Below are 18,097 nucleotides of genomic sequence, written 5' to 3'. Positions count from 1 at the left end.
CCACGCCCCGGGCCCCACTCACCAGAATTTTGTACTACTGCACAGTGTCTCCCGCGTCGCTCGGAGGGCCGCTCACTTCCGCCGGGTCGTGCCGGAGGCGCGCCAGGAGCACAGCCCTCGTCACGTGCTCGCTCGTTCCTCGCTGCGCGCGTTCCTCAGTCCAGATCGGCGGCGCGGCCCTCCGGCTTGCTCGGTGTTTCCCGCGTCGCTCGTCGGGGCGCTCTTATCCGGCTCGCTCGGGTTTCCAATCGATCAGCCGTACATGCCGGGAGTGGTGGCGGTGCCGTCGTTGACGGCGTGGAGGCCGCCCTTCTCGTCGCGCCACAGGCGCCAGCCGTTCTGGCTGCCCGTGAACCAGGAGGGCGGCGCGGAGGAGGAGTCCTTGCGCTTGCCCGTGGCCAGGTCGAACTCGCACAGCGCCGCGATCGAGTAGAACCCGGGGATCATGCCGCGCAGCGGCAGCGGCTTGGGGTCGGTCACGCAGAACGACCAGCCGGTCGCGCCGCTCACCGGGGTCGGCTCGCCGGTGCTGAGATCGAAGACCGAGCCGGGCGCGTCGCGCTTGAGGAAGCCGAGCTTGTTCATCTCCGGCGGGAAGGCCAGCCACCAGCCCGACCCGGGAACCTGGGTGGGTGTGATCTGCCCCAGGACCCGTCCGGTCTCGGCGTCGAGCCGGGCGAACCCGCCGTACTGGCCCTGCTCGTCCACCGGCCGGACGACCGGCGCGTACGCGGGGTTGCCACTGGGGTAGACGCGGACGACGGACGGCCGCATCCAGTCGACGGCGCCGTCGGCGAGACGCGCGGAGAACAGCCCGAAGGTCGAGGTCTCCTTGGTCTCGGGATTGGTGTACGGGGCGACGTATCCGATGATCTTGTCGCCCGTCGCGCCGAAGGCCCAGCCCCCGCTCAGGTCGACGTCGGGGCCGAGGGCCTGCTCGATCGGCAGCTGCCAGACGGTCTTGCCGTCCTTGATCGCACGGGCCTCCAGCACCGGGTGGGAGGCGAGCCTGAGCAGGACGACCTTGGACGAGTCGGACCACTCGACCTCCGCGATGCCGGCCAGGCGCCACTTCACGGCGCCGTCGCGGGGGTCGAGGACCACGACGCGGGCGGACGAGAGAGCGGTGTCCTCGGAGACGCAGACGTACGGCCCGCAGCGCTGCGGCCCGAAGGTGGACCGCACGGGCCTGGTCCACTTCTGCTGCCCGGTGCGGGCGTCCCTGGCGACCAGCGCGGCGCCCTTGTGGCCGGCCGCGGCGGGGTCGAGCGCGACCACCACGGCCTGCCCGCCGCCGGTCTCCACGGTCGCCGGAGCCTGCACCCCCATGCCGGGGAGCCGTCCCACCATCGTCGCGGGGTGTGCCCACAGCCGGCGGCCGGTGGCGAGATCGAGCGCGACGGTCTCCAGGGAGCCGTCGGGCCGCATGGAGGTGGTGGCCGCGACGCCGCCTCCCGTGGTGGCCCGGCTGACCGCGTTCACCTGCGTGTTCTGCCAGGCCGGGTAGTCCTTGGCGGCCTCGTCGCCACCGGAGCAGCCGGTGAGGGCGCCCCCGGTCAGCAGGGCGGTCGCGGCGAGCGCCAGAGCGGGTTTCACGTGGTTCAGCTGGGGCCGGATCATTTCGCTCCTACAGGGGGTGATGGCCCGGCCGCAGGAGGTAGCCGGCTCTAGGCGTTCGGAAGCGGCCCGGGTCTCCGGCGGAGCAGCGCCGCCCACCGTCCGTGGGGGCCGAATGCCCGGCCGGCGACACGGGTCGCGGTGACCTCGGTGCCGGGTTCCTCCACGGCCATTGCGGCCAAGAGGTATTGCGATCCTTCGACGCGCACGGGTTCCGGCTCGGGCCACAACCCCAACGCGGCGCATACAGACGGTAGCACTGCGTACGCGGCTTGTAGGTAACCTCGGGCAGATGGATGGAAACGATCAGGTCCGAACATCTCTGCCGGATTCGCGTCGAATTCGGGTCCGAGCAGGTCGGCGAACGCCACGGTGCGGCCGCCCGCTTCGACGACGGCGACCGTCTGGGCCGCGGCGAGCTGCCGCGACCAGCGCCGGGTGACCCACCGGAGCGGCTGCGCGAGCGGGCGTACGGTGCCCAGGTCGGGGCAGGTCCCCACGACCACCTCCGCGCCGGCCTCGCGCAGCCGGCGCACCGCCTTCTGCAGGTGCCGTACGGCCCGGGCCGGCAGGGTGGCCGTGGTCACGTCGTTGGCCCCCACGAAGACCACCGCGATTTCCGGCCGGTTCTCCAGCACGCGGTCCACCTGGACGCCGAGGTCCACCGACGCCGCGCCCGACTGGCCGACCACGGTGAGGCGCACCGGGCGCTCCGCCACCGCCGCGAGCCCGTACGCGATGCGGACGGCCGGGGTGTCCTCGGGGCGGGTCATGCCGAGGCCGACGGAGGTCGAGTCGCCGAGGACGGCCATCCGGATCGGCTCACCGGGGTAGGCGCCGTACACGCCGTCGGCCTGCGGGCCGTCGAGGCCGTGCGGCTGCCCCACGATGCGGCGGGCCACCATGGCCTCGGCCATCAGCAGGCCGTACGTGACCGCTCCCAGGGCCGTGAGCCCGCCTCCGCCCAGGGCGGCGGCGGTGGCGATACGCCGCGCGGCGCGCACCGCGCCGGACGTCCAGATCACCCGCCCTCCTCACGCTCACGGTACGGTTTGAAGAAGAAACTAGCCGAGTTCCGGCCACCCCTATCGGGATCGCGGCTGACGGCAGGCTGACAAGCTTCGGCAAACAAGGTGGTCATCGCGGTGCGCGTACACGACTCGCTGGTGGAGCTGATGGGCAACACCCCGCTCGTCCGGCTGCGCAAGGTCACGGCGGGCGCGCCCGCCCAGGTCCTGGCCAAGGTGGAGTACTTCAACCCCGGCGGCTCGGTGAAGGACCGCATCGCGGTGCGGATGATCGAGGCGGCCGAGCGGAGCGGCGAGCTCAAGCCCGGCGGCACGATCGTCGAGCCGACCTCCGGCAACACCGGCGTGGGCCTGGCCATCGTGGCGCAGGAGAAGGGCTACCGCTGCCTGTTCGTCTGCCCGGACAAGGTCGCCCAGGACAAGATCAACGTGCTCCGGGCGTACGGCGCGGAGGTCGTCGTCTGCCCGACCGCCGTCTCGCCCGACCACCCCGACTCGTACTACTCGGTGTCGGACCGGCTGGCCCGCGAGATCCCGAACGCCTGGAAGCCCGACCAGTACTCCAACCCCGAGAACCCGGCCAGCCACTACCACTCCACCGGGCCGGAGATCTGGGAGCAGACCGAGGGCAGGATCACGCACTTCGTCGCCGGCATCGGCACCGGCGGGACGATCAGCGGGACCGGCAAGTACCTCAAGGAGATCTCCGGCGGCCGGGTGAAGGTCATCGGCGCCGACCCCATCGGCTCCGTCTACTCCGGCGGCACCGGCCGTCCCTACCTCGTGGAGGGCGTGGGCGAGGATATCTGGCCCGCGACGTACGACACCACGATCTGCGACGAGATCATCGCGGTCTCCGACAAGGACTCGTTCGGCATGACCCGCAGGCTCGCGCGCGAGGAGGCGCTGCTCGTCGGCGGCTCGTGCGGCATGGCCGTGGTGGCGGCCGTGCGGGTCGCCCAGGCGGCCGGGCCGGACGACGTCGTGGTCGTGCTGCTGCCGGACGGCGGCCGCGGCTACCTGTCGAAGATCTTCAACGACGAGTGGATGGCCGACTACGGCTTCCTCACCACGTCGAGCGAGGAAGGCCTGGTCGGGGACGTGCTGGGGCGCAAGACGCCGGGGCTGCCCGAGTTCGTCCACGTCCACCCGCACGAGTCCGTCGGCACCGCGATCTCGATCATGCGGGAGTACAACGTCTCCCAGCTTCCGGTCATGAAGGAGGAGCCGCCGGTCATGGCGGCCGAGGTCATCGGTTCGATCGTGGAGCGCGACCTGCTGGAGGGCCTCTACCGCGGCCGGGTGCGGTCCGAGGACGAGATCGGCGGTCACATGTCCGCGCCGCTGCCCATGATCGGCTCCGGTGAGCCGGTGGCCCGGGCGGTCGAGGCGCTGGAGAAGGCCGACGCCGCCGTGGTCCTCGACGACGGCAAGCCGGTGGGCATGGTCACCCGCCAGGACCTGCTGGCCTTCCTCGCCAACCACTAGGCCAACGGCTGACGCGCCGCCCGCCGGGACCAGGCGGGCCGGGCGGCTACGCTCGACCCCATGAACCATGGTTTCGAGACGCTGGCCATTCACGCGGGCCAGGAGGCGGACCCGCACACGGGCGCCGTCGTTCCTCCCATATACGCCGTGTCCACCTACAAGCAGGACGGCGTGGGCGGCCTGCGGGCGGGATACGAGTACAGCCGGTCGGCCAACCCGACCAGGACCGCCCTCGAGGAGGCGCTGGCCGCCGTCGAGGGGGGCGCGCGCGGGCTGGCCTTCGCGTCGGGCCTGGCCGCCGAGGACACGCTGCTGCGGACCGTCTGCAAGCCCGGCGACCACGTGGTGATCCCCGACGACGCGTACGGCGGGACCTACCGGCTGTTCTCCCGCGTGCTGGAGCCGTGGGGGGTCTCCTTCGACCCGGTGCCGCTCGGCGACCTGGACGCGGTGCGCGCCGCCGTACGGCCGTCCACGAAGGCGATCTGGGTGGAGACGCCCACGAACCCCCTGCTGAACGTGGCGGACATCGCCGCGCTGGCGGACGTCGCGCACGACGGGGGCGCGGTGCTCGTGGTGGACAACACCTTCGCCTCGCCATACCTGCAGCAGCCGCTCAGCCTGGGGGCTGACGTGGTGGTCCACTCGACGACCAAGTACGTCGGCGGCCACTCCGACGTGGTCGGCGGGGCGCTGGTGACACGGTCGGCGGACCTCGGCGAGCGGCTGGCCTACCACCAGAACGCGATGGGCGCGGTGGCCGGGCCGTTCGACTCCTGGCTCACGCTGCGCGGCCTCAAGACGCTGGGCGTGCGCATGGACCGGCACTGCGACAACGCCGAGCGCGTGGTCGACCTGCTGCTGTCGCACCCGAAGGTCGTCCAGGTCCTCTACCCGGGCCTGCCCGAGCACCCCGGTCACGAGGTCGCGGCCAAGCAGATGCGGCGTTTCGGTGGCATGGTGTCGTTCCGGGTCGAGGGCGGCGAGGAGGCGGCCGTCGAGATCTGCAACCGCGCCAAGCTGTTCACGCTCGGGGAGTCGCTCGGCGGCGTCGAGTCGCTGATCGAGCACCCCGGCCGGATGACCCATGCGTCGGCCGCCGGGTCGCCGCTGGAGGTCCCCGCCGACCTGGTCCGTCTGTCGGTCGGCATCGAGACCGTCGACGACCTGCTCGCCGACCTCTCCGAGGCACTCGGCTGATCAACCGACCGCCGCTCTCTAGTGGCCGCTCCGCGCTGCTTTCTAGCGGGCGCTCCGCGCCGGGGCCGTACGCTCCGGCGCGGAGGCGCGGGCGGGGGCGACCCACCGTTCGCACAGCAGGGCGGCGAGCGCCGCGGCGGTCAGGACGGCGCCCGCCACGGTCACGCTGCGGACACCCGAGTGGTCGATGAGCGCGCCGCCGAGCAGCGACCCGCCCGCGATGCCGATGTTGAAGGCCGAGCCGCTGCCGGCCGAGGCGATGTCGGTGCTGCCCGGGGCCACCTGCAGCGCGCGGCTCGCGATGGCCGCCGCCAGCGCGCTGAACGACATGCCCGTCACACAGAGGGCCACCACCGCCACCGGGTGCAGGGCGCCGAAGAAGTAGAGGGTGAGCAGCGCGCACGTGATGAGGGCCAGCGGCCCGACCAGCGCCGCCCTGGGCCGGCTGTCGAGCAGCCGGCCGACCACGATCGTCCCCGCGACCCCGGAGATCCCGGACGCGAGGAGCAGGGGGCTGAGCGCGGCCGGAGCGAAGCCGCCGAAGTCCAGCAGGAACGGCGTGATGTAGGTGTACGCGGTGAGGTAGCCGCCCACACCGATCACGGTGGCGACGATGAGCAGCGCGTAGCGCCGGGCGTCCGGGGTGGCGCCGCGGCCGGGCTCGTGGCCGTCGGAGCCTGCGCCCGCTTGCCGGCGACCGGGCATCAGCGTCGCCACGGTGACGCACGTGACGAGGCCGACGGCGGCGGCCAGGGCGAACGCGGTCCGCCAGCCGACCTGCTGGCCGAGCCAGGTGCCCACAGGGACGCCGAGGACGGGCCCGAGGGAGCTGCCGATCGACATCCGGGCGATCGCGCGACCCCGGATCTCCGGGGGGAACATCGCCGCCGCGGCCGGGGTCGCGACCGACCAGAACAGCGCCTGGGTGGCCGCGACCAGCAGTCGCCCGCCCAGCAGCACCGGGTAGTTCGGCGCCACGGCGGTCAGCAGCATCCCCGCGACGAACACGCCGAGCGTGACGGTGAGCAACCTGCGCCGCGGCACCCGCTGGGTCAGCCGGGTGAGCGGCAGCGACGCCAGCACCACGACCGCGGCGTACCCCGTGACCAGCAGGCCCGTCTCGGACGGCGACCGGTCCAGGTCGGCCGCCATGACCGTGAGCAGCCCGATGGGGAGGACCTCGGCGGTGACGTAGGTGAAGGCCCCGACGGCGAGGGCGGCCAGCGCCCACGCCGCCCGGCGTTGCGTCGTAAGGTGCACCCGCTCCTCTTTCCCCCGTTTCCGGCCAAAGACGTTCTACCGGACATTTGGGGAAAAGCGGGAATCTCCTTCTCAGGGGTTGAAGAAGACCATCAGGAACAGGATGACGAGCCAGATCAGGGCGCTGATGCCGCCAAGCGCGGCGATCCGCCCGGTCTGCACCTTGGCGTCGTCCTCGGTCGACTCGCTGGACAGCGCCGCGATGGCCGTACGCTGGTCACGCTCGACGATCACCAGCAGGACGGCCGCCACGACGAACAGCGTCATCGACACCGACAGGTAGGGCGCGCCGAGCGCGCTGCGGCCCAGCAGCAGGCCGAACAGGAAGACCCCGATCGTGAGCAGGCCGAAGAGCCGGGTCGCGCGGTGGAGATACCGCAGCACCGCGACATCCCTGGCCCGGATGTAGCGCGGCGTGACGCTCGTGACCGCCGTGAGCGGACCGAGTGCGAAGATCGCGAACCCTATGTGCAGCCACAGCAGGAAATGGTCGAGAGGCGACATGGGCAGAGGCTATCGCCTGGCTGACAGGCCACGCAGTCGCCCGGACCCGCTTGTCGCGGGTGCGTCGGACACCGGGGGCGTCGAGGAACTACTTCCGGCGACGGGGGCGGTTGTGGACCGCCATCTCGTACAGCACTCCGGTGAGGATCATGAGAACGATGAGGCCGACCGCTGCGAACATGGGAGCGCTCCTTCCACCGGCATGTGGAACGACCAGCGCGAACAGGGGATGCCTGTCTATCGTCCGCCGATTGCAGCCCGGTCGGCAATCGATTATCGATCTCCCGGAACTCGTCCGGTCTCCATCCGTCGCTTCGGAACGCGCCCCCGAATCGCGCCCATGTGCTTAGCAATGCCCGCGTGACGGGGCGGCGAACCGCTCTGCGCGTCCGTCTATCCGTCTTCTTGCCCGGCCGCTCAGCGGGTGCGGCGGGCGCGCAGGAAGTCGCTGACGACGTACTCGCCGAGGCGGTCGGCGCTGGCGGAGAAGACGCGGCCGCCGTTGCGCCGGGCGACCTCGTCCACGAACTCGCGCAGACGGTCGTCGGCTGCCAGCATGAAGACGTTGATCGTCGCGCGCCGCCGGGTCATCTTGTCGACCTCGGCGAGCGTCAGCGTCAGCGTCTCCTGCGACGGCGGCCACTCGAAGCGCGGCACGCCGCTGCGCATCAGGTGCGCCGTCGGCTCGCCGTCGGTCACGACCAGGACCACGGGTTCGAAGTCCGGGTGCCGGTCGAGGTGACGGCCCGCGATCAGCAGGGCGTGGTGCAGGTTGGTGCCCTGGACCATGTCCCATTCGAGCCCGGCGAGTTCGTCGGGCCGTAGCACCCGCGCGTAGTTCGAGAACCCGATGATCTGCACCGCGTCCTGCGGGAACTTCGAGGCCACCAGCGCCTGGAGGGCGAGCGCGGTCTGCTTTGCCGCCGCCCAGGTGCCGCGCAGGGCCATCGAGTAGGACAGGTCGACCAGCAGGCACACGGCCGCCGCCGAGCGTCGCTCGGTCTCCACGACCTCGAAGTCGTCCACCGACAGGGCCACCGGCGCGCCGCCGCCCCGCCGTACGCCGTTGACGACCGTACGCACGACGTCGATGGGCTGCTCGTCGCCGAAGCGCCACGGGCGGGTCGATCCGGTCGGCTCCCCGGCCGTGCCCGCGTCGCGCTGGTCGTGGTCGCCGCGGCGGCCCGAGTCGAGCGAGGCGAAGACCCGGCGCAGGGCGGTCTCCCCGAGCCGGCGTACGGCCTTGGGGGTGAGCTCCAGCTTGCCGCGGTTGCGCCGCAGGTAGCCCTGGGCCTCCAGCTCGCGCTCGACCTGCCGCAGGGCCTCCAGGTCGTCCACGGCCGAGCGGCCGAGCGCCCGCCTGATGGCGGCCTCATCGATGTCGTCGAGCCGGGCGCCGGGGTAGTCCTGGCGCAGCGCGGTTTCCAGGTCGCCGAGGTCGGCCAGCTCCTGCAGGGCCGTCACCGCGTCACCCATGCCCATCGGCTGCTCGCCGGACACCCGTTCGGGGGCGCCCCAGGCGAGGTCGGGGCGGCGGGCGTGGAGGGCGTCGCCGAGCCGGCGCATCTGCTCGGCCAGGCCCGCCTGCTCCAGCGTGTGGTTGATCAGCCCGGCCAGCTCCTCGCGCTGCTCCGGGGTGAGCGAGGCGAGCAGCCGCTGCGCGGCGGCGGCGCGGCGAGCGAGCTGGTCGACCAGCTCGTCGAGGTTCCGCGGATTCTCGGGGAACATGTCCCCGTATTGCTGCATGAACCGGTCGAAGTCATCCTGGGTGTGCTCACCCCGGGCGTCGCGGTCCAGCATGTCGTTGAGGTCCGACATCATCTGCCGGACGCGCTCCATGGCGGCCGGGTCGGGGTTGGCCAGCGCGTCGCGCATGCCGCGGAACTGGCTGTCGAGGACCTCCCGGCGCAGCAGGTCGCGCAGCTCCTCGAACGTCTGCCGGGCGGCGGCCGACCGCCAGTCGTAGTCGGCCAGCTCCTGGACCGCCCGCGCCGTGTCCGAAGGCAGCGCGTCGAGCGCCGACTCGCGGAAGCGGGCGTCGTCCGAGGGGTCGGGGAACAGCTCGGCCCGCTCCTGGCCGATCGCCTTGTCGAGCAGGGCGCGCGCGCGTTCCAGCGTGCCGTCGAGCCGGGTGTTCTCCCGCAGCTCGCGGCGGCGCCGCCGCACCTGGCGGAGCAGGTCGTCGAGGCCGCGGCGGTCCGGGGCGCCGGGGAGCCCCCGCCTGAGCAGGTCGCGCAGCGCGTCGAGCGGTGTCGAGCCGGACAGGATGGCGTCGCCCATCTCGTCCAGCGCCGAGCGTACGTCGTAGGGCGGAGCCAGCGGATCCGGCCCGTCGTGGTACTCGCGGTAGAAGTAGCTCATGGCCGGGTCACGTGCGGTACACCGTCCCGCCGTCGGTCTCGTCCTTGGACAGCCTGCGCATCAGGTACAGCCCCTCCAGCGTGAACTCCAGCGCCGCGGCGGCGTGGCCGGGCGACTCGTCGCCCTCGCCCATGCCGAGCCGCGCCATGATCTTCGACAGGCCCTCGACGCGGCCGATCCTGCGCAGCAGCTCGTGGGCCGGCACCAGCTCGCCCGACTCGACCTGCGCGCCCTCGCCGAACCTGTCGAGAAGCGGCGCGAGGTCGGCGCCGCCGAGTGAGGAGCGGAAGGTCTCGGCCGTCGCGCGGCGCAGCAGGTGGGCGAGCACGTCGATCTCCCGCCCCTCCTCGCTGACCTCGAACTCGACCTTGCCGCGCAGCGTGTGGACCACGCCGGGCAGGTCGCACACCCGCGTGACAGGCCGTTCCTCCCCGGTCAGCGCGGCCCGCCGTACGGCGGAGGCGGCGGCGGTCTCGGCGGCGGCGATCGAGAAGCGGGCCGACACGCCCGAGCGGGAGTCGACGGCGGTGGACTCGCGGACCAGGCGGGTGAACCGGGCGATCACCTCCACCAGGTGGTCGGGCAGGTCCGCGCCGAGGGCGCCGAGGTCGGCCTCCTGGCGGATCAGGACCAGCTCGTCCTCGACCGTTTGGGGGTAGTGCGTGCGGATCTCCGCGCCGAAGCGGTCCTTCAGCGGGGTGATGATCCGGCCGCGGTTGGTGTAGTCCTCGGGGTTGGCGCTGGCGATCAGCAGGATGTCGAGGGGGAGGCGCAGGTTGTAGCCGCGGACCTGGATGTCGCGCTCCTCCAGCACGTTGAGCAGCGCCACCTGGATGCGCTCGGCCAGGTCGGGCAGCTCGTTGACGGAGAAGACGCCTCGGTTGGTCCGGGGGACCAGGCCGTAGTGGACCGTCTCGGGGTCGCCGAGCGTGCGGCCCTCGGCGATCTTGATGGGGTCGACGTCGCCGATCAGGTCGCCGACCGAGGTGTCCGGGGTGGCCAGCTTCTCGCCGTACCGGTCCTCGCGGTGCTTCCACGCGACAGGCAGGTCGTCGCCGTGCGCGGCGGCCAGCCGCCGGCACCGGACGCAGACCGGCGCGTACGGGTGGTCGTTGATCTCGCAGCCCTTGACCACGGGCGACCACTCGTCGAGCAGGCCGGTGATGGTGCGGATCAGGCGGGTCTTTCCCTGGCCGCGCTCGCCGAGGAGCACGAGGTCGTGACCGGCGATCAGCGCCCTCTCCAGATGGGGCAGGACGGTGTCGTCGAAGCCGACGATGCCGGGGAACCGGGTCTCGCCGGCCCGCAGCCGAGCCAGGAGGTTCTCCCTGATCTCGGCCTTGACCGTACGGTATCGGTGTCCACTCTCGCGCAGTTCACGCAGAGTGCTGGGGGCAGGCGTGGGCGATTTGTGCACGGAGTCGAGCCTACGTCCCCATCAGACGATCCTGCAGCCGGGTTTGGGAGACACGGCCGCCGGACGCCCGGCCAATTGGCGGGGCGGCCTGTGCGTTGACCTCCGTTCAGTGGGGAGAATCGGCCCAAGGAAACAGTCGCGGAGGAAGAGAGGGCGAGACATGGCGGTATTGACGAGCCGCTTCGCCGACGGTCTCGCCGTGGGCGCGAACCTGGTGGAAGCGGCCGAGACGGCCGTACGCCAGGCGTTGGCCGGCCTGTCGGGTCCGCCAGACCTGGTGTGCTTCTTCATCTGCGGGGACGATCCCGACGACGTGGCCAGCGCGGGCCGGCGGGCGATGTCCGTCGCGTCCGGAGCCGACGTGATCGGCTGTAGCGCGACCGGCGTCATCGGGCACGGCCAGGGCGTGGAGCTGACCCCGGCCGTGAGCGCGTGGGCGGCCTCCCTCGGCGGGGCCAGGATCGACACCTTCGCCCTGGAGACGCTCCGCACGGAGGACAGGTTCGTGGTCGTGGGGCTGCCCGAGCGCGTCCCCGACGACCGGGCGGCGATCCTGCTCGCCGACCCCTACAGCTTCCCCACCGACGCGTTCATCGAGCACTCGCACGAGGTGCTGGGCAGCCTGCCGATCGTCGGCGGCCTGGCCAACGGGCTCCAGGGCCGTGGTTCCGTACGGCTGTTCGCCAACGGAGAGGTCCACGACTCCGGCGCGATCGGAGTGATCATCGGTGGCGCGGTGAACATCGGCACCGTCGTCAGCCAGGGCTGCCGGCCGATCGGGCCGTCCATGGTCGTCACCCGGGCCGAGGACAACGTGCTGCTGGAACTCGCCGGCCAGCCGGCCCTGGCCCGCCTGGAGGACATCGTCAGCGCCCTCGACGAGGAGGACCGCGACCTGGTGGCCGCCGGCTTACAGATCGGCATCGCGATGGACGAGTACGCCGAGCGCCACGAGCGCGGCGACTTCCTGATCCGGGGGGTCATCGGCATCGATCCCGAACGCGAGGCGGTGGCCGTCGGCGACGTGATCGAGATCGGCAGGACGGTGCGGTTCCAGGTCAGGGATGCCGAGGCCGCCGACGAGGACCTCTACGAACTGCTCGACGCCCACCTGCAGCAGCACTCCGGCCGGGTCGAGGGGGCTCTGCTGTTCTCCTGCAACGGCCGGGGCTCGGGCATGTTCGGCTCGGCCGACCACGACGCGCTCGCCGTACGCGAGACGCTGGGGCCGATCGGGGTGGCGGGGTTCTTCGCCGCGGGCGAGGTCGGGCCGGTCAGCGGGCACAACCACGTCCACGGCTTCACCGCGTCGCTGCTCGTCTTCTCCAGCGGCACGGGGTTCTCCAGTGGTACGGGCCTGTCCACCGGCACGGGAGCGGGTGCGTGAGCGACCTCACCCTGGCCGTCGACATCGGCGGCACGAAGTTCGCGGCGGGCCTGGTGGAGCCGGACGGGCAGGTGGTGGCCGCCGAGCGGGTCGCCACCCCGCAGGGCGCCGACGCCGAGACGCTCTGGCGGACGCTGACCGTCCTGCTCGACCGGCTGGACGCGCCCGCCGCCCTCGCCGGTGTGGGCATCGGCTGCGGCGGCCCGATGACCTGGCCGGAGGGGGAGGTCTCGCCGCTCAACATGGGCGGCTGGCGCGGCTTCCCGCTGCGCGCGAGGCTGGCGGCACGCTTTCCCGGCGTCCCGGTCCGCATCCACAACGACGCGATCTGCCTCGCCGTCGCCGAGCACTGGCGCGGCGCCGGGCGGGGGAGCGCGGCCATGCTGGGGATGGTCGTGTCGACCGGGGTCGGCGGCGGGCTGATCCTCGGCGGCAGGCTCATCGACGGCGGGACGGGCAACGCGGGTCACATCGGCCACGTGGTGGTCGATCCCGAGGGCCCGCCGTGCGGGTGCGGCGGCAACGGCTGCCTGGAGGCGATCGCCCGCGGCCCCGGCCTCGCCGCCTGGGCGCTCGCCCAGGGCTGGTCTCCGGGCGAGGCCGTCACCGAAGGGGACCTCTACCGGGAGGAGGGGACGGCCACCGCGCGCAGGCTGGCCGCGGACGCCGCCGCGGGTGACCCGACCGCGCTGGCCGCGATGGCCCGGGCCGGGCGCGCCCTGGGCATCGCGATCGCCTCGGCCGTCAACCTGTGCGACCTCGACCTCGTGACCGTGGGCGGCGGGCTCAGTCAGGCGGGCGACCTGCTGTTCGGGCCCCTGGAGGAGGCCTTGCGGGAGCACACCCGGATGGGGTTCGCCGGGCGGGTGCGGGTCGTGCCCGCCGCGCTCGGCCAGGACGCCGGTCTCGTCGGCGCCGCCGCCCTCGTGATCGCCGGAGACAGCTACTGGTCCCCCTCCCGCCAATCTTTGCCCCGTCGCGTCGCCCAGAGCGGCACCTCGCTGCGTTCTCGTCGTCGCCCATAGCTCCACCGCTATGGCCTCCTCCTCCGCCTTGCGATGCACCACTCTGGACACCGCTCCGAACGGGCAAATCTTGTCGGTCGCGGCACTGGTCGCCCGGCCTCTGAGGGCGTGTCGCTCCCCGGAACCTGTGATGATTGGCACATGGCTGTCCCACAGGTGACGTACGACGACGTCGTCGCCGCGCGCGAGTTGCTGTCGGAAGTGGCGGCGCTGACGCCCGTCCTGCACTCACGGGTGCTGTCCGAGATCGTCGGCGGCTCGGTGCACCTCAAATGCGAGAACCTCCAGCGGGCCGGGTCGTTCAAGGTCCGCGGGGCGTACGTGCGGATCGCGCGCCTGAGCGAGGAGGAGCGGGCCAGGGGCGTGGTTGCGGCCAGCGCGGGGAACCATGCGCAGGGCGTGGCGCTGGGCTCGTCGCTGGTCGGGGCCAAGTCGACCGTCTACATGCCCGAGGGCGCGCCGCTGCCGAAGGTGGAGGCCACCCGGGCGTACGGCGCGGACGTGGTGTTCGCGGGGCACACGGTCGACGAGGCCCTGGGGGCGGCCAGGGAGCACGCAGACCGGACCGGCGCGGTGTTCATCCACCCGTTCGACCACCCCGACGTGGTCGCCGGGCAGGGCACGGTCGGCCTGGAGATCCTGGAGCAGCTTCCCGGCACGGCCACGATCGTGCTGCCCATCGGCGGCGGCGGTCTCGCGGCGGGGGTCGCGCTCGCGGTGAAGTCCCAGCGTCCGGGGATCAAGGTGGTGGGCGTGCAGGCCGAGCGGGCCGCGGCCTACCCCGACTCGCTGGCCGCGGGCCGGCCGGTCATGGTCGAGCCCACGTCGACGATGGCGGACGGCATCGCGGTCGGGCGGCCGGGCGAGCTGCCGTTCGAGCTGATCCACTACCTGGTGGACAGCGTCGTGACGGTCTCGGAGGAGTCGCTGTCGCGGGCCCTGCTGCTGTGCCTCGAACGCTCGAAGCTGCTGGTGGAGCCGGCCGGAGTGGCGGGGGTGGCGGCGCTGCTCGACCAGCCGCACGCGTTCGAGCCGCCGGTGGTCGTCGTGCTGTCGGGCGGCAACATCGACCCGCTGCTGCTGGCCAGGGTGCTGCGGCACGGCCTGGCGGCGGCGGGCCGCTACCTCGCCTTCCGCATCCGGCTGACCGACCGTCCCGGGGCGCTGGCCGCGCTGCTGGCCCGGCTGGCCGACCTCGGGGCCAACGTGCTCGACGTGGTGCACGAGCGGTTCGGCTCCCGGCTGCACCTGGACGAGGCCGAGGTCCTGCTGCAGTTGGAGACCCGTGGCCCCGCGCACTGTGACGAGGTGCTGAGCGCGCTGCGGCGGGACGGCTACAAGCTGCTGTTCTCCTGAGCCTCTCCTGAGCCGGTCGGCGGCCGGCTCAGGAGATCGGGGCGGTCAGGTGATCGGGGCGGGACGCTTCGGCTGGAACAGCCAGGCGTCGAACAGCCCCTTGAGGTTCTTGCCCGACACGCGCTCGGCCAGCGCGATGAACTCCTGCGTCGTGACGTTGCCGTACCTGTGGGCGTCGGTCCACGCCCTGATCAGCGGGAAGAACTTGTCGTCGCCGATCTCCCGGCGCAGGGCGTGCAGCGTCATCGCGCCGCGGGTGTAGACGGCGGCGCTGAACAGGTCGTCGGCGCGGGCCGCGCCCGGCGGGTAGGCCCACATCGCGTCCCCCGCGTTCGCGTAGTAGCGCCGGAAGGCCGAATCGGCCGTGTACTGGCCGGTGTGCTCCGCCCACAGCCATTCGGCGTACGTCGCGAAGCCCTCGTTCAGCCACAGGTCCCGCCAGCGCCCGATGCTCAGGCTGTCGCCGAACCACTGATGCGCGAGCTCGTGCGCGATGATGTCGGGCTCGGGGGAGAAGCCGCCGTAGATGGGCTTCGTCTGGTTCTCCAGCGCGTACCCGGCCGCGTAGTCGTCGATCACGCCGCCCGTCGAGGAGAACGGGTACGGCCCGAAGACGGTCGACCAGTAGTCGGTGATCTTCCCCGTCTGCGTGAGGAGCTGGTCGAGCGAGCCGCGAAAGGAGTCGGCGACGGCGACGTAGATCGGCAGGCCCTTGTCGCTCGTGCCGGTGCGGACCTGGAACTTCCCGGTCGTCATCGTGGCGAGGTAGCTCGCCATCGGGTGCTTCTCCCGCCAGACGAAGGTCGTCTTGCCCCCCTTGGTCTGGGGCGTCCCCGCCATCTCGCCGTTGGCGATCGCGGTCAGCCCCTCGGGGACGGTGATCTGGAAGTCGTAGGTCGCCTTGTCCGACGGGTGGTCGTTCGACGGGAACCAGGTCTTCGCGCCGTTCGGCTCACACGTGACGAACGCCCCGTCCGCCGTGGAGATGAAGCCGTACTCGCCGAGGTTGGCGGAGTCGCGCATCGGTTCGGGCACGCCCGAGTAGTCGATGGTGACCGCGAACCGGTCGCCGTTCGAGATCCGCCGGCCCGGCTGGATCACGAGCTCGTCCTGGCTGCGGCTGAACGAGGCCGCTCCGCCGTCCACCGTCACCCGGCTCACCGTGAGCCCGTGCAGGTCCAGGTCGAACGACGTCAGGTCCTGTGCGGCCTTCGCCTCGATCGTGGCGCTGCCCGCGAGCTTCCTGGACGACGGGTCGTACGACAGGCGCAGGTCGTAGTGCTGGACGTCGTAGCCGCCGTTGCCGTCACCGGGGAAGTCCGGGTCGCCGATCCCCGGGGCGCCGGTGGTGCCCTTCGACGCGCCCGCGCCCGGCGATGCCGGGGCGACGGCCGCCACCTGGGACGGCGCGACCGCGCCCTCGGACGGCGTGCAGGCGGTGGCGGCCCCCACGGCCACGGCACAGATCAGGGCGGAGACCCGTCTGCCGGCCCGCACGCCGGTCGGCGTGGTGGTCGGCGTCGTGGTCGTCACTGAGAACGGAGGAAGACGATGCGTGGACATATGTCTGGCAACTCTACGCGAGGCCGTGGTGTGGTCCGGGTAGTGACTCCGGGCGTTTTCCCTGCTCGCGGGGGTCGCCGGGGGTCCGCCGGGCGTGCCGGTCAGGTGTCCGTTGTGCGCCGGGCGTGCGGGTCAGGCGTCCACGACGAGCGTACGGGCCGCCTTGTCGTGCAGGGCCTGCTTCCTGCGGTCGAACAGGATCCACGCGAGGTTCACCAGCCCGAGGCAGAACAGCCAGCCAAGCACGATCTCCACCGCCTGCCGCACGGCGATCGGCCCGGGACCGGCCGGCTCACCGGTCTCCCGCACGACGCGCATGCCGAACAGCCTCTTGCCCACCGTCTGCCCGTTCCAGAACGACTGGAGCAGCCAGTAGTAGAGGAACCCGATCACTCCGATGAGAAGGCCGTTGCCGACCGGGATCCGCGCCACCGCCCCCGTCGTGCTGTCGTACACGACCCTCCAGTTGTCCCAGGTGAGCGGCGAGGTGACGAGTCCGACGAGCACGGCGTCCACGATCCCGGCGAACAGGCGGCGCCAGCGGCCGGCGAGCCGCGGCGCCGTCTGCCCGAAAGGCGGGGGCGTCCAGGGAATCCTCGGTTCCTCGTACGGGCTTCCCGGAGGCGGCGGTGTTCCCATGGCTGAATGGTCACCCCGCCGCCCTTCGGTCAAAGCCGGGCGCGCGCAAAGGCTGGGGAGTGTCTGGCAAACGCTGCCCTTGATTTGCCGGCCACGACCTGAGGTCAGAGGGTGCCGCGGCGCTCCTGCTCGCGCTCGATGGCCTCGAAGAGCGCCTTGAAGTTGCCCTTGCCGAAGCCGAGGGACCCGTGACGCTCGATGAGCTCGAAGAAGACGGTCGGGCGGTCCACCACCGGCTTGGTGAAGATCTGCAGAAGATAGCCGTCCTCGTCGCGGTCCACGAGGATGCGGCGCTTCTTCAGCTCCTCGACCGGCACGCGGACCTCGCCGATGCGGGAGCGCAGCTCCGGGTCGTCGTAGTAGGAGTCGGGCGTGTCGAGGAACTCGATCCCCGCCTCGCGCATGGCGTCGACCGTCGTGACGATGTCGTTGGTGGCCAGCGCGATGTGCTGCACGCCAGGGCCGCCGTAGAACTCCAGGAACTCCTCGATCTGGGACTTCTTCTTGCCCTCTGCGGGCTCGTTCAGCGGGAACTTGACCTTGCGGGTGCCGTCCGCGACGACCTTGGACATGAGCGCCGAGTATTCGGTGGCGATGTCGTCGCCGATGAACTCCGCCATCTTGGTGAAGCCCATGACCTTCTCATAGAACTCCACCCACTCCTCCATGCGCTCGACGTTGCCGACGCAGTGGTCGATCGCCTGGAAGAGCCGGCCGTTCTTCACCGCGGGCGGGGCGACGATGGGCTCGGCCGCGACGTATCCCGGCAGGTAGGGGCCGGTGTAGTTGGACCTGTCTATCAGCGTGTGCCGGGTCTCGCCGTAGGTCGCGATGGCCGCGACCACGACCTTGCCGTGGTCGTCCTCGACCACGTGGGGCTCCTCCAGCCCCCGGGCCCCGTGCGCCAGCGCGTGGCGGTAGGCCGTCTCCACGTCCGGCACGTCCAGCGCGAGGTCGATGACTCCGTCGCCGTGCTCGGCCACGTGACGCGCGAGCGGCGTGCCCGCGCGTACGGCTCCGCGCAGCTCGAACCGGGCCGAGCCCGACACGAGGACGTACGCGACCTCCTCGCGGCTGCCCGTCTCCGGCCCTCGGTAGGCCACCAGGCGCATCCCGAAGGCGGTCGAGTAGTAGTGGGCGGCCTGCTTCGCGTTGCCGACCGCGAAGACCACCGCGTCCATGCCGTGAACCGGAAAGACATCGTTCATGCGTCAACTGTCCGTTGGCGTGGCCAATTTGCGCAACAGTGAGT

Annotated in this window: 14 protein-coding genes; 5 read left to right on the top strand and 9 right to left on the bottom strand. The window is 71.9% G+C overall.

The features are described 5' to 3' along the window. Nucleotides 1-252: 252 nt before the first annotated feature. Together IL992_RS20450 and IL992_RS20445 are read right to left on the bottom strand one after the other, a co-directional pair. Nucleotides 253-1,620, bottom strand: a complete 1,368-nt coding sequence (locus IL992_RS20450; protein WP_079315683.1) for an outer membrane protein assembly factor BamB family protein — start codon at nt 1,618-1,620, stop codon at nt 253-255. 47 nt (nt 1,621-1,667) lie between these two features. After that, nucleotides 1,668-2,642, bottom strand: coding sequence for an SGNH/GDSL hydrolase family protein (locus IL992_RS20445; RefSeq protein ID WP_193204953.1), 975 nt, complete (start codon nt 2,640-2,642; stop codon nt 1,668-1,670). A 120-nt stretch (nt 2,643-2,762) separates the two neighbouring features. On the opposite strand from IL992_RS20445, the gene IL992_RS20440 reads away from it, so the two are divergent. Both IL992_RS20440 and IL992_RS20435 read left to right on the top strand, forming a co-directional pair. Beyond that, nucleotides 2,763-4,133, top strand: coding sequence for a cystathionine beta-synthase (locus IL992_RS20440; protein ID WP_193204952.1), 1,371 nt, complete (start codon nt 2,763-2,765; stop codon nt 4,131-4,133). A gap of 60 nt (nt 4,134-4,193) precedes the next feature. Next, nucleotides 4,194-5,333 (top strand): cystathionine gamma-synthase, encoded by a 1,140-nt coding sequence (locus IL992_RS20435; RefSeq protein ID WP_193204951.1) that lies wholly within the window; start codon nt 4,194-4,196, stop codon nt 5,331-5,333. Between the two features lie 42 nt (nt 5,334-5,375). Here the strand turns inward: IL992_RS20435 and IL992_RS20430 are convergent, their stop codons facing one another. The 4 genes from IL992_RS20430 to IL992_RS20415 form a co-directional block, all read right to left on the bottom strand. After that, on the bottom strand, nt 5,376-6,593 hold the full coding sequence (locus IL992_RS20430) for an MFS transporter (protein WP_193204950.1): 1,218 nt from the start codon (nt 6,591-6,593) through the stop codon (nt 5,376-5,378). A gap of 72 nt (nt 6,594-6,665) precedes the next feature. Then, entirely contained in the window at nt 6,666-7,097 is a 432-nt protein-coding gene (locus IL992_RS20425; protein WP_193204949.1) for a hypothetical protein, read from the bottom strand. Nucleotides 7,098-7,514: 417 nt separating this feature from the next. Then, nucleotides 7,515-9,458 carry a vWA domain-containing protein gene (locus tag IL992_RS20420; RefSeq protein ID WP_193204948.1) on the bottom strand — a complete coding sequence of 648 codons (1,944 nt, stop codon included), beginning with the start codon at nt 9,456-9,458 and terminating at the stop codon, nt 7,515-7,517. A 7-nt stretch (nt 9,459-9,465) separates the two neighbouring features. Then, nucleotides 9,466-10,875 (bottom strand): sigma 54-interacting transcriptional regulator, encoded by a 1,410-nt coding sequence (locus IL992_RS20415; protein ID WP_193204947.1) that lies wholly within the window; start codon nt 10,873-10,875, stop codon nt 9,466-9,468. 160 nt (nt 10,876-11,035) lie between these two features. Between IL992_RS20415 and IL992_RS20410 the strand changes: the two genes are divergently transcribed. The 3 genes from IL992_RS20410 to ilvA all read left to right on the top strand — a co-directional run bounded on the left by IL992_RS20410 (nt 11,036) and on the right by ilvA (nt 14,643). Continuing rightward, entirely contained in the window at nt 11,036-12,262 is a 1,227-nt protein-coding gene (locus IL992_RS20410; RefSeq protein ID WP_193204946.1) for an FIST signal transduction protein, read from the top strand. After that, nucleotides 12,259-13,287 carry an ROK family protein gene (locus IL992_RS20405; RefSeq protein WP_193204945.1) on the top strand — a complete coding sequence of 343 codons (1,029 nt, stop codon included), beginning with the start codon at nt 12,259-12,261 and terminating at the stop codon, nt 13,285-13,287. The genes IL992_RS20410 and IL992_RS20405 overlap by 4 nt, the downstream gene beginning before the upstream one ends. 141 nt (nt 13,288-13,428) lie before the next feature. Continuing rightward, nucleotides 13,429-14,643 carry a threonine ammonia-lyase gene (gene ilvA, locus IL992_RS20400; RefSeq protein ID WP_193204944.1) on the top strand — a complete coding sequence of 405 codons (1,215 nt, stop codon included), beginning with the start codon at nt 13,429-13,431 and terminating at the stop codon, nt 14,641-14,643. Between the two features lie 45 nt (nt 14,644-14,688). Here the strand turns inward: ilvA and IL992_RS20395 are convergent, their stop codons facing one another. The 3 genes from IL992_RS20395 to hppD all read right to left on the bottom strand — a co-directional run bounded on the left by IL992_RS20395 (nt 14,689) and on the right by hppD (nt 18,053). Then, nucleotides 14,689-16,176 (bottom strand): M1 family metallopeptidase, encoded by a 1,488-nt coding sequence (locus IL992_RS20395; RefSeq protein WP_319018692.1) that lies wholly within the window; start codon nt 16,174-16,176, stop codon nt 14,689-14,691. A gap of 162 nt (nt 16,177-16,338) precedes the next feature. Next, entirely contained in the window at nt 16,339-16,845 is a 507-nt protein-coding gene (locus tag IL992_RS20390) for an RDD family protein (protein WP_193204942.1), read from the bottom strand. Nucleotides 16,846-16,949: 104 nt separating this feature from the next. Beyond that, entirely contained in the window at nt 16,950-18,053 is a 1,104-nt protein-coding gene (gene hppD / locus IL992_RS20385) for a 4-hydroxyphenylpyruvate dioxygenase (RefSeq protein WP_193204941.1), read from the bottom strand. Nucleotides 18,054-18,097: the final 44 nt, after the last annotated feature.

Source organism: Microbispora sitophila, from assembly GCF_014892245.1.
Taxonomy (GTDB): Bacteria; Actinomycetota; Actinomycetes; order Streptosporangiales; family Streptosporangiaceae; genus Microbispora; species Microbispora siamensis.
This window is presented reverse-complemented; position numbering and strand designations above follow the sequence as displayed.

Coding starts and splice junctions, on each gene's coding strand:
- IL992_RS20450 (WP_079315683.1), bottom strand. CDS start 1,620: ATGATCCGGCCCCAGCTGAACCACGTGAAACCCGCTCTGGCGCTCGCC.
- IL992_RS20435 (WP_193204951.1), top strand. CDS start 4,194: ATGAACCATGGTTTCGAGACGCTGGCCATTCACGCGGGCCAGGAGGCG.
- ilvA (WP_193204944.1), top strand. CDS start 13,429: ATGGCTGTCCCACAGGTGACGTACGACGACGTCGTCGCCGCGCGCGAG.
- IL992_RS20390 (WP_193204942.1), bottom strand. CDS start 16,845: ATGGGAACACCGCCGCCTCCGGGAAGCCCGTACGAGGAACCGAGGATT.
- IL992_RS20410 (WP_193204946.1), top strand. CDS start 11,036: ATGGCGGTATTGACGAGCCGCTTCGCCGACGGTCTCGCCGTGGGCGCG.
- IL992_RS20420 (WP_193204948.1), bottom strand. CDS start 9,458: ATGAGCTACTTCTACCGCGAGTACCACGACGGGCCGGATCCGCTGGCT.
- IL992_RS20425 (WP_193204949.1), bottom strand. CDS start 7,097: ATGTCGCCTCTCGACCATTTCCTGCTGTGGCTGCACATAGGGTTCGCG.
- hppD (WP_193204941.1), bottom strand. CDS start 18,053: ATGAACGATGTCTTTCCGGTTCACGGCATGGACGCGGTGGTCTTCGCG.